Here is an 11,078-nt window from a genome sequence, read left to right as displayed (position 1 = left end):
CCGGGAGACGGGAATGAACGACCTCGCAATCCAGACCACTGACCTGGTCAAGACCTTCGGCAGGCTGCGCGCCCTCGACGGGCTGACGTTGGAAGTCCCCACCGGACAGGTGCACGGCTTCCTCGGACCCAACGGCGCCGGCAAGTCCACCACCATCCGCGTGCTGCTCGGCCTGCTGCGGGCAGACTCCGGCACCGCGCGCCTGCTCGGGGGCGACCCGTGGCGCCAGGCCCCCGAACTGCACCGGCGGCTCGCCTACGTGCCCGGCGACGTGACCCTGTGGCCCAACCTGACCGGCGGGGAGGCCATCGACATCCTCGGCCGCGCCCGTGGCGGACTGGACAAGACCAGACGCGCCGAACTCATCGACGCCTTCGGGCTGGACCCGCGCAAGAAGGGCCGCACCTACTCCAAGGGCAACCGGCAGAAGGTGGCGCTCGTTGCGGCGCTGGCCTCCCGCGTGGACCTGCTGCTGCTCGACGAGCCCACCAGCGGCCTCGACCCGCTGATGGAACACGTCTTCACCGACCTGATCCGGCAGGAGCGGGAGCAGGGCCGCACCGTGCTGCTCAGCAGCCACATCCTGTCCGAGGTGGAGGCGCTGTGCGACCACGTCTCGATCATCAAGGCCGGACGCATCGTCGAGACGGGCACCCTCGATGAGCTGCGCCACCTGCACAGCCTGCAGGTCACGGCAGATCTGGACACCGTGCCCGACCGGCTCGGAGCCATGCCGGGCGTGCACGACCTGCGCGTCGAGGGCAACCGGGTGCGCGCCCACGTCGACGCCGACCGGATGAACGACGTCCTGGTCCTGCTCACCCAGCACGGAGTCCGCAACCTCACCTCGGCCCCACCGTCGCTGGAGGAACTCTTCCTGGGCCACTACGACCAGGGCGACCAGGCGTCGGGAGCGGCACGATGAGCACCCTCACCGGAACCGGCATGATGCTGCGGCTGACGCTGCGCCGCAACTGGCTCTTCTGGTCGCTGTGGATCCTCGGCCTGGCCTGCCTGATGCCGCTGACCGCCAGCCAGTACGACACGATCATCCCGCCCGGCACCGACCCTCGCGCCACCCTGGACCCACTGCGCAACAACCCGTCGATGCTGGCCCTGCTGGGACCGGTCTTCGACATCAACACCAAGGGCGGCTTCGTCTTCTGGCGGGTGGGAGGCTTCGCGAGCATGCTCGCCGGGATGATGGGCGCCCTGGGCATCATCCGCGCCACCCGCGCAGAGGAGGAGGAAGGACGGCTCGAGCTGCTGCGCGCCGGCTCGGTCGGACGGCACGCCCCACTGGCCGGGGCGCTGGCATGCTGCATGCTCGCCTGCCTCGCGCTGGCAGCCGTGACGGCCGCGTGGACCGCATCGACGGGGCTTCCCGGCACGGGTTCAGTGGCGGCCGGGGCGGCGGTCGGCGCCGAGGGACTGCTCTTCGTCGGGATCGGGGCGGTGTGCGCGCAGCTCTTCGAGAGTGCCCGCAGCGCCCGCTACTGGGCCGTCGGGGCCCTGTGGGGCGGCATGTTCCTGCTGCGCATGATCGTCGACGGCGCCGGTCCCGAAGCCTCCTACGCGAACCTGCGCTGGGCCATCCCGATGGAGTGGGGCATGCTGCTGCGGCCATTCGCCCAGGAACGCTGGTGGGTGCTGGCGCTGCCCGTGACGGCCTTCGTCCTGCTCGTCGCCGTCGCCTTCCGGCTGGAGTCCACCCGCGACCACCTGGCCGGGCTCTGGCAGACCCGTGCGGGACGCGCCACCGCCCCCGGATGGCTGGGTGGGGCGTGGGGGCTGGCCTGGCGGCTGCAGCGCAGCACCCTGCTGGGCTGGAGCCTGGCGCTGGTGCTGTGCTCGGCGGGGATGGGCTCGATCATGAGCCAGATGGACAAGGCGCTGGCAGCCAATCCACAGATGGGCGAGATGCTGCAGAAGATGGGTGGCACCGCGAACCTGCAGACCGCCTTCTATGTCGCAATGACCGGGATCATGGCCACCGTCGCGGCCATCATGTCGGCGACGGTGCTGGTCCGGCTGCGCAGCGAGGAGGTGCACGGCCATGCCGAACAGGTACTGGCCACCGCCACCAGCCGCACCAGCCTGGCGCTCAGCCACCTGCTGTGGGCGGTACCGGTGCCCTGCATCGTCCTCGTCGCGGTCGGCGCGGCGATGCCACTGGTGCAGGCCCAGCGCAACCACGACTGGAGTCTGGTGGGCACCTACACCCGCACCGCGCTCGGCCTGCTGCCCGGCCTGGTGCTGGTCACCGGCGCCATGATGCTGCTGATCGGCTGGCTGCCCCGGCTGACCGGACTGGTCTGGGCGCTGCTCGGCTGGACCATGTTCTGCACCTGGTTCGCCGTGCTCTTCGACCTGCCCGACTGGCTGGTCCGGCTGCAGCCCTGGGGTCACCTGGCCCACCTGCCGCGCGACCCGATGGACTGGACCGCCTTCACCATCGAGTCCGCGCTGGCGATCGCCCTGCTGGCGCTGGGCCTACTGGGCTACCGGCGTCGCGGCATCCCCGCCTAGCGGTTGTGCTGGCGCACCTTCTCGCCCTTGGCCAGGGCCTGGTCGCGCAGGCTGGCCTGGAAGTCCAGCATCTTGCCGGTGAGCTCCTCGTCCCCAGCGGCGATCATCCGGGCGGCCAGCAGGCCGGCATTGCGGGCATTGCCGATGCTGACCGTCGCGACCGGCACCCCGGCGGGCATCTGCACGATGCTGAGCAGCGAGTCCATGCCGTCGAGGTACTTCAGCGGCACCGGCACGCCGATCACGGGCAGCGGGGTGAGGGAGGCCAGCATGCCGGGCAGGTGGGCCGCTCCCCCGGCGCCGGCGATGATCGCGCGGAGCCCTCGGGTGTGGGCCTCGCGGCCATAGGTCACCATGTCCTCCGGCATGCGGTGGGCGCTGACCACGTCAGCCTCCCAGGCGATGCCGAACTCATCGAGGGCGACGGTGGCGGCCTCCATGGTGGGCCAGTCGGAGTCGGAGCCCATCACGATGCCGACCAGCGGCCGAGCGGGCTCGCGCTGCTCCAGCACGGACAGCGGGGTGGTGACCTCAGGCATTCGGATCTCCCATCAGGTAGCCGGCGGCATGCCGGGCGCGCTTGGTGACGTCGGCGAGCTCCTCGCCGTAGGTGGTGACGTGGCCCACCTTGCGGTGCGGCTTCACGTCCTTGCCGTACAGGTGCACGCGCAGCTTGCGGTCGCGGGCAAAGCAGTGCTGCAGGGCGCCGGTGAGGTCCTCCTCGTCACCGCCGAGCACATTGGCCATCACGACGTGGGCGGCGCGCAGGCCAGGATCGCCCAGCGGCAGGTCGAGGACGGCCCGCAGGTGGTTCTCGAACTGTGAGGTGTTGGAGCCGTCGATGGTCCAGTGCGCCGTGTTGTGGGGGCGCATCGCCAGCTCGTTGACCACGACGCTGCCGTCGCGGCGCTGCATCAGCTCGACGGCCAGCAGACCCACCACACCGAGCTCGTCGGCGATCCGCAGCGCCAGCTGCTGCAGCTCGCTCGCCTGGGACCCGTCGAGGCCGGGGGCCGGGGTGGTGGTCTCGGCGCAGATGCCCTCGCGCTGGACGGTCTCGCTGATCGGGTAGGCGACGGCCTGCCCGCTGGGCGAGCGGGTCACCAGCGCCGCCAGCTCCCGGGCGAAGTCGACGAACTCCTCGGCGACGATCACCACGCCCTCGCGGCTGATCGTGCCGCCGTCGACGGTGCTGCCCTCCTCGCGGAGCACCGCGAAGGGCTCGTCGGCCTGCTCAGGGCCGTCCACCTTCCACACGCCCTTGCCGTCATAGCCGCCGCGCGAGATCTTGGCGATCACCGGCCAGCCGTGCTCGTCACCGAAGGCCACCAACTGCTCGGGCTGCTCACAGATCGCGAACTCGGGATTGGGCGCGCCGAGCTCCGTCATCCGCAGGCGCATCCGCGACTTGTCCTGGGCGTACTGCAGGGCGTCCGGGCCGGGGCGCACGGCGGTGCCGGCAGCCTCCACCTGCTCCAGCAGCTGGGTGGGGACGTGCTCGTGGTCGAAGGTGATGACGTCGCAGTCGCGGGCGAAGTCGAGCAGCACCTGGGGATCGGTGTAGTCGCCGACGACGACCTCGTGGACCACCTGGGCGGCCGACACGTCCGGCCCCTCCGCGAGGAGCCGGATGCGCACGCCCAGGGCGATGGATGCCTGGTGCATCATGCGGGCCAGCTGGCCACCGCCGATGATGCCGATGATGTAGGGACGACTCACCCCACGAGACTACCGAAGGACGCCGCAGCACCCGTAGTCCGCGAGCCGCCCGTCACACGACGCATGTTCACAGAATCCGTGTTCACCGGACCCAGGCCATCTTGTCGATGACCGCACCGTTGACATCGACACGGTCGCTGGTGGTGGAGCGGAAGGTGTGCTTGAGCGTGCCGGCCTTGGCGTCGACCTCCACCAGCCGCACCATGGCGTCGGCGTTGTTGTCGTAGTTCTGCTGCATCGCCACGACGCGGTGACTGCCGAAGTCCTCCACCAGGACGCTGCGCACGCCCTGGTGCCCGCTGAGCACCATGCGCACATTGGAGTACTTGGCCACGAGCCCGCTGCGCACGGTGCTGATCGGCAGGTCGCCGTAACCGCCATTGCCGGTGACGACCTTCCCGTCACGATCGAGGTAGTCGTGGGTGAGCAGGATGACATTGCGGTCGGGATGCGCGGCCACCTGCTGCTTGGCCCAGTCGAGCTGGGCACGGCGCGGCCACAGCTCCAGGGCGACGACCATCCACTTCAGGCCGCCGGCCTGGAACATGTGGGTGGAGGTGTCCTGGCGCCCGGCCTGGGTGGCGGCGCGGAAGCGGAAGTGGGAGCCGTCGAAGTAGGAGTTGTAGGTGGCGGTGTCGCGCAGCGCCTCGTGGACGTTGACGCCGGGACGCGCCGAGCCGCCCTCCCCGGTGGCGTAGGAGTCGTGGTTGCCGACGGCGCCGATCCAGCCCACCTGGGCCTGCTCCAGCACCTTCATGCCGGTGACGGCATTGGCGTACTGGTCGTGGTCGGGGGTGTCCCAGTTGGCGATGTCGCCCACCTGGATGGCGGCCCGCAGGTCGAGCTGGTCGGCGCCCTTGCGGGCCACCAGCCAGTTGTTGCGTGCCACCATTCGGGGTGCTCCGGCACGCAGGCTCTCGTTCTGGGTGTCGGGGATGACGGCCAGGCTGAAGCGGCCGTCCGCATCGGCGCCAGAGGCGGCCGTGACCTGGGGAGCAGGAGTCGGGGCACCACCCACGACGTACTTCGCGCCGACGTCGACCCAGCCCTGGCCCACCAACTGCGCCACGCCGCCGGCAGCGACCTCGCGGTGGACGCCGTCGCGCGCAACCCGGTGGATGACCACGCCGCAGGTGGCGTGCGGCGGCGCGGCGTGGAATCTCACGCCCTGGTCGGTATAGCCACGCTTGGTCCAGCTGGGCACGTCATTGGCGACGGCGGTGACGAAGTCGGCCCCCTTCGACAGGCGGTGCACGGCCACCAGGCCGTCGGCGGCGCGGGTGCTGACCGTGCCCAGGGTGCCGGCCTGGGTGAACTGGTAGCTGGCGGCCTTGTCGTACTCGTTCTTCCAAGGGGTGACCAGGCTGGTGCCGACGGCGCTGGAGAACTGCTGGTAGAGCGGGGTGGTGAGCTGGTCGCACGCGCCTTCGGCCAGGGCCAGGGCGGGTTGGACGGCTGTGGTGGCGGCGACCAGGGCAACGGATGTCAGCGCTGCAAGGTGTCTGGTGCTCATCAGGGTCTCCTGGATGGTGATCTCTGGAAGGGCTCTGCGGGGAATTGTCCTGGCGCAGCGGGTTGCGGCCAGGTGTGACGCTAGGGCTGGCGTCGACCGTTCCCGGACCACGTGCGCGGGGGGTTCATCGACTCTGCATCTGGAATTCACCACTCCACTCCGACCGGTCACCTGCTCGCCGCCGCCTGGTCGCCCGAAGGCCACGTCCACGGATGGGGACGGCCGGCTGGACAGGGCTGCAAGGACCTAGCGTGAACCGGTGAGCAGTCCCCGCCCCCGCATCCACCCGGCCTGGCTGGTGGCCGCCGTCACATTGGTCTGCCTGCTGGTCGCCTCCGCCTTCCGGTCCTCGGCCGGGGTGCTGCTGCAGCCGCTCGAGGACGAGTTCGGCTGGAGCCGCGCCGCGACCTCCGGTGCGGCCAGCCTCAACCTGGTGGTCTACGGGCCGGCCGCTCCCTTCGCGGCCGCCGTGATGGAGCTGTGGGGGCCGCGACGCACCGTCTCGGCCTCGCTGCTGGTGGTGGGCCTGGCGGCGGTGGCCAGCCTCTTCATGGACCAGGCATGGCAGCTGTGGCTGCTGTGGGGGCTGGTGATCGGACTGGGCACGGGCGCCCTGGCGCTGACCTTCGGGGCGATCGTCGCCAACCGGTGGTTCGCCCGCCACCTGGGCCTGGTGACTGGTGCCTTCAGTGCCGCGACGGCCGCCGGGCAGGTGCTCTTCGTGCCCGTCGTCGCCCAGGCGGTGGCAGGGCCGGGCTGGCGAGTGGCGGTGGGCACCATCGCCGCGCTCACCCTGCTGTGTGCCGTGTTGTGCTGGCGCGTGGTGCGTGACTGGCCTGGACAGGCCGGTGTGGAAGCGCTGGGCACCGGCCGGCCGGGCTCCGTCCCCGCTGCGCAGCCCACCGACGAGTGTCCGCGCGGCCTGCGGGAACCACTGCGCAGTGCGGTCTCGGCCCTGACGAGGAACTGGCGACGGCCAGCCATGGTGATCCTGTTGGTGAGCTTCGCCATCTGCGGCTGGTCGACCAATGGCATCATCCAGACCCACTTCGTGCCCGCGGCCCATGACCACTCGATGCCGGCCACCACGGCTGCCGGCGTGATCGGGCTGATCGGCATCTTCGACGTGCTGGGCACCGTCGCCTCCGGCTGGCTCACCGACCGTTATGACCCGCGGTGGCTGCTGGCCGTCTACTACGGGCTCCGGGGGCTCTCGCTGATCCCGATCAACCAGATGCTGGAGGCGCACATGACCCCGGCGCTGTGGCTCTTCGTGGTCTTCTACGGGCTGGACTGGACGGCCACCGTCCCGCCCACCATCGCCCTGTGCCGGGAACACTTCGGCATCCGACGCTCGGGCGTCGTCTTCGGCTGGGTCTATGCCGCACACATGGTCGGGGCCGGCCTGGGTGCCAGCGTCTCGGGGCTGCTGCGTTCGGCCGACGGCACCTATACCCGCGCCTGGATGCTCACCGCGGCCCTGTGCCTTGGCGCCGCGGTGCTGGTGCTGCTCGACCGCCGCCCCCGCGGTCCGGTGACGGCGACCCCCGCCTGAGCGACGGTTAGTGTTGCCCCAGTCCCGGCCGCCAGGGGCAGGAAACAGGAGGCGCGATGGCCAGCAGGCAGGACCTGGACTGGTTGCACGGACGCGAGCCCCTGGCCTCCGGCAGCCACCCAGCCACGCCCCCGCCCGGTCGGCCGAGGAGCTCGCGTCGCGGGCTGCTCGTCGGCGGCGCGGCGACGCTGGGCCTGGCTGGTCTGGGACTGGCCGGCCTCGAAACCCTGCGCACCGGCCCCGGACTGCCGGGCATTGGGGGCGGGGTCGGGCCGCGTGGGAAGCCCACCTGTCTGGACGCCTCACAGCTGGCGTCCGCCTCACGGATCGGACGGGCCCGCATCATCTACGAGCCGACCGGGAAACCCGCCACCATGCGCTTCGACGCCGGCTTCCTGGGCCAGCTGGAGGCCTGGATGGCCGACTTCGAGGCCACCTCGCGCTACGGCGGGAGCACCGAGGTCTGGAGCTATGGCGCCCACGTCGTCAAGGACCAGTGCCGCTCCTGGCATGCCAACGGCCGCGCCTTCGACATCTCGCGGCTGCGGATCGGCTCCACACCAGTGGTCAGTGCCCGCGAGGACCTGTGGCACGAGGCCAGCGCCGAGCGCCAGGCCGAGCTGCGGCGCCGCTACTGGACGCTCGCGGCCTCACTGCACCTGCACTTCGCCTACGTGCTGACCCACCACTTCGACCCTGAGCACCGCAACCACATCCACGTCGACAACGGCCTCTCGGGCAGCGGCATGAGCAGCTTCAGCCGTGGTTCGCGGGTGCAGAACCAGGCAGTCCAGGCGATCTGCCAGTCGATCTGGGGCCAGCAGGGCGAGGTGACCGGGCAGTGGGACGAGACCCGAGACCAGGCGGGCCCCGTCCTGGCCGAACTGGGCCTGCGGGACCTGCGACGCCAGGAGACCTGGCAGGCCTTCCTGCGTGCCAGCGTCCAGCGCGGCTGAGCGGTTGAGCGACGACCAGGAGCCGCTACTGCAGCCGCAGGTGGAAGACGTCGCCGGCGCTGAAGGGCTGCAGCCCCTGGGGCGTGCGCACCACGAGCCGTCCGAAGTCGTCCACGTGGTCTCCGGTCCCCAGCACATGGGTGTGCTCGTCGACCATCACCCGCAGTGGCGAGCCGATGGAGGCGCAGCGCCGCTCGTACTCCTCGTGCACCTGCCCCTCGGACTCCCAGATCTCGTAGAGCCGGGCGAACTCGGTCAGCAGGCTGGCCAGCACCTCGCTCTTGCCAGCCTCGAGCCCGGCGATCCTCAGCGAGGTTGCGGTCGGGACGGGCAACTCGGACTCGTCTAGGGAGAAGTTGATGCCGATGCCCACCACAGCAGCGGCCCCGTGGTCGCCGTCGATGCGCTCGGACAGGATGCCGCAGATCTTGCGCCCGTCGACCAGGACGTCATTGGGCCACTTGAGCTCCACGCGGCCGGGCCCGGCGCCGGTGGCCTGTTCGATCCCTGTCGCCACGGCCATCCCGGCCAGCAGCGAGAGCCAGCCCCAGTCCAGCGATGGCCGGGTGGGGCGCAGCAGCAGCGAGAAGGCGACCGAGGCCCCGGCGGGTGATTCCCAGCGGCGCTCGAAGCGGCCGCGGCCGGCGGTCTGTTCCTCGCTGACCAGCACCAAGCCGTCGAGGTCGGTGGTGCGGGCCAGCACCGCGAGGTCGGCATTGGTGCTGCCAGTGGTGGGCACCCAGCGCACCTCGTTCCACAGGGTGACACGCTCCAACAGCTGTCGCAGGAGCTCGGGATCGGTCGCGTCGCAGGCGGGCATGCAGCGCACGGTAGTCCCGCAGGATGGAATTGCCCAGCCGGAGCGCTGCGCAGCAGCCGCTGAGCCGCTAGGGTCAGCCCCATGGAGATCGACATCCACACCACAGCTGGAAAGATCGCCGATCTGGGCCGCCGCATTGACGCTGCCGTCAATGCCGCTTCGCCCGCGGCCGTCGAGAAGCAGCATGCCAAGGGCAAGATGACCGCGCGCGAGCGAGTGCTCGCCCTGCTCGACGAGGGGACCTTCGCCGAGCTTGACCAGTTCTCTCGCCACCGTTCGACCGCCTTCGGTCTCGAGAAGAAGCGCCCCTATGGCGACGGAGTCATCGTGGGTGTGGGTGCCATCAACGGCCGCCCGGTCTGTGTCTTCAGCCAGGACGTCGCCATCTTCGGTGGCGCGCTGGGCCAGGTCTACGGCGAGAAGATCGTCAAGATCATCGACTTCGCCATCAAGACCGGCGTCCCGCTGATCGGCATCAACGAGGGTGGCGGCGCCCGCATCCAGGAGGGCGTGGTCTCGCTGGGCCTGTATGGCGAGATCTTCCGTCGCAACACCCACGCCTCGGGCGTGATCCCGCAGATCAGCCTCATCATGGGCGCCGCGGCCGGTGGCCACGTCTACTCCCCCGCCCTGACCGATTTCACGATCATGGTGGACAAGACCTCGCAGATGTTCATCACCGGTCCCGCGGTCATCAAGACCGTCACCGGCGAGGACGTGACGCTCGAGGAGCTGGGCGGCGCCCGCACCCACAACACCAAGTCCGGTGCCGCGCACTACCTGGCCGCCGACGAGAACGACGCGCTGGAGTACGTGCGCGAGCTGCTGAGCTACCTGCCGCAGAACAACCTGGAGGACCCGCCCGTCTTCGACGACGAAGAGGTCGACCTCACCATCACCGATCACGACCGCAAGCTCACCACGCTGATCCCGGACTCCCCGAACCAGCCCTATGACATGCGCGAGGTCATCCGCACCGTCCTCGACGACGACGAGTTCCTCGAGGTGCAGCCGCTGTTCGCGCAGAACATCATCTGCGGCTTCGGCCGCATCGAGGGGCGTTCGATCGGTGTCGTGGCAAACCAGCCCATGCAGTTCGCCGGCTGCCTCGACATCGACGCGTCGGAGAAGGCCGCCCGCTTCGTGCGCACCTGTGATGCCTTCAACATCCCGGTGCTCACCTTCGTCGACACCCCAGGCTTCCTGCCCGGCGTCGACCAGGAGCACCAGGGCATCATCCGTCGCGGTGCGAAGCTGATCTACGCCTACGCCGAGGCCACCGTGCCGCTGCTGACCGTGATCACCCGCAAGGCCTACGGCGGCGCCTACGACGTCATGGGCTCCAAGCACCTGGGTGCCGACATCAACCTCGCCTGGCCCACCGCCCAGATCGCCGTGATGGGGGCCGAGGGCGCCGTCGACATCCTGTACAAGAAGGAACTCGCCGAGATCGAGGACGACCAGGCGAAGGCGGTGCGTCGCAAGGAGCTGATCGACGAGTACAACGACGAGCTGGCCAATCCCTATGTGGCCTCCGAGCGCGGCTACGTCGACCAGATCATCTACCCGCACGAGACCCGCGCCGAGTGCATCCGGGTGCTTCGCCTGCTGCGCACCAAGCGTGAGGTGCTGCCGCCGAAGAAGCACGGCAACATCCCGCTGTGATGCACCCGAGGACCCAGGAGTCAGGACGATGAGCGAAGAGGAAACCGAGGCCGCCCAGGCACAGGTCTACCAGTTCGGCAAGGGCAATCCCGATGCCGACGAGGTGGCTGCGGTGCTCACGGTGATCCAGGCGGCGCTTGCCCCTGCTGCGCTGGCCGAGGAGAACGACGACCGTCCCCTGGCCGGTGGCTGGAAGTCCTACAACCGGGTGCTGCGTCGCCCGCACAACCCGGGCCGGGAGGCCTGGCGCTACAGCGCCCGTCCCTGACGGGCACGGGTAGCGGTCGAACTCCATGAGGGCCCGGCAGGCCAGACGGAGGC

Annotated in this window: 10 protein-coding genes; 6 read left to right on the top strand and 4 right to left on the bottom strand. The window is 70.1% G+C overall.

Annotated features, from left to right (window positions below; genetic code table 11):
* The first annotated feature begins 13 nt into the window (after nt 1-13).
* Together ACHFFZ_RS07215 and ACHFFZ_RS07210 are read left to right on the top strand one after the other, a co-directional pair.
* Nucleotides 14-925: an ATP-binding cassette domain-containing protein gene (locus ACHFFZ_RS07215; protein ID WP_394275973.1), complete on the top strand. Its 912-nt coding sequence runs from the start codon at nt 14-16 to the stop codon at nt 923-925.
* A complete protein-coding gene (locus tag ACHFFZ_RS07210) occupies nt 922-2,529 on the top strand; it encodes an ABC transporter permease (protein WP_394275972.1) in 1,608 nt (535 codons plus the stop codon). The genes ACHFFZ_RS07215 and ACHFFZ_RS07210 overlap by 4 nt, the downstream gene beginning before the upstream one ends.
* Here ACHFFZ_RS07210 and purE read toward each other — a convergent pair.
* From purE to ACHFFZ_RS07195, 3 genes are all read right to left on the bottom strand, one after another.
* Nucleotides 2,526-3,068, bottom strand: a complete 543-nt coding sequence (gene purE / locus ACHFFZ_RS07205; protein WP_394275971.1) for a 5-(carboxyamino)imidazole ribonucleotide mutase — start codon at nt 3,066-3,068, stop codon at nt 2,526-2,528. The two genes, ACHFFZ_RS07210 and purE, sit on opposite strands and share 4 nt — an antisense overlap.
* Nucleotides 3,061-4,248: a 5-(carboxyamino)imidazole ribonucleotide synthase gene (locus ACHFFZ_RS07200; protein WP_394275970.1), complete on the bottom strand. Its 1,188-nt coding sequence runs from the start codon at nt 4,246-4,248 to the stop codon at nt 3,061-3,063. The genes purE and ACHFFZ_RS07200 overlap by 8 nt, the downstream gene beginning before the upstream one ends.
* An 82-nt stretch (nt 4,249-4,330) precedes the next feature.
* Entirely contained in the window at nt 4,331-5,761 is a 1,431-nt protein-coding gene (locus ACHFFZ_RS07195; protein WP_394275969.1) for a hypothetical protein, read from the bottom strand.
* 259 nt (nt 5,762-6,020) lie between these two features.
* Between ACHFFZ_RS07195 and ACHFFZ_RS07190 the strand changes: the two genes are divergently transcribed.
* Together ACHFFZ_RS07190 and ACHFFZ_RS07185 are read left to right on the top strand one after the other, a co-directional pair.
* Nucleotides 6,021-7,316 carry an MFS transporter gene (locus ACHFFZ_RS07190; RefSeq protein WP_394275968.1) on the top strand — a complete coding sequence of 432 codons (1,296 nt, stop codon included), beginning with the start codon at nt 6,021-6,023 and terminating at the stop codon, nt 7,314-7,316.
* Between the two features lie 56 nt (nt 7,317-7,372).
* Nucleotides 7,373-8,272, top strand: a complete 900-nt coding sequence (locus ACHFFZ_RS07185; protein WP_394275967.1) for an extensin family protein — start codon at nt 7,373-7,375, stop codon at nt 8,270-8,272.
* 25 nt (nt 8,273-8,297) lie between these two features.
* Here the strand turns inward: ACHFFZ_RS07185 and ACHFFZ_RS07180 are convergent, their stop codons facing one another.
* Nucleotides 8,298-9,092, bottom strand: coding sequence for a biotin--[acetyl-CoA-carboxylase] ligase (locus ACHFFZ_RS07180; protein WP_394275966.1), 795 nt, complete (start codon nt 9,090-9,092; stop codon nt 8,298-8,300).
* A gap of 81 nt (nt 9,093-9,173) precedes the next feature.
* Between ACHFFZ_RS07180 and ACHFFZ_RS07175 the strand changes: the two genes are divergently transcribed.
* Nucleotides 9,174-10,757 (top strand): acyl-CoA carboxylase subunit beta, encoded by a 1,584-nt coding sequence (locus ACHFFZ_RS07175; RefSeq protein ID WP_394275965.1) that lies wholly within the window; start codon nt 9,174-9,176, stop codon nt 10,755-10,757.
* 28 nt (nt 10,758-10,785) lie between these two features.
* The gene (locus tag ACHFFZ_RS07170) at nt 10,786-11,025 is read left to right on the top strand and encodes an acyl-CoA carboxylase subunit epsilon (protein WP_394275964.1); all 240 of its coding nucleotides are present in this window, start codon (nt 10,786-10,788) and stop codon (nt 11,023-11,025) included.
* Nucleotides 11,026-11,078 lie beyond the last annotated feature (53 nt).

Origin of the sequence: Luteococcus sp. (assembly GCF_043424415.1) — a bacterium.
GTDB lineage: Bacteria > Actinomycetota > Actinomycetes > Propionibacteriales > Propionibacteriaceae > Luteococcus.
Note: the sequence above shows the minus strand (reverse complement) of the source record. Positions and strands in the feature narration are given on the sequence as shown.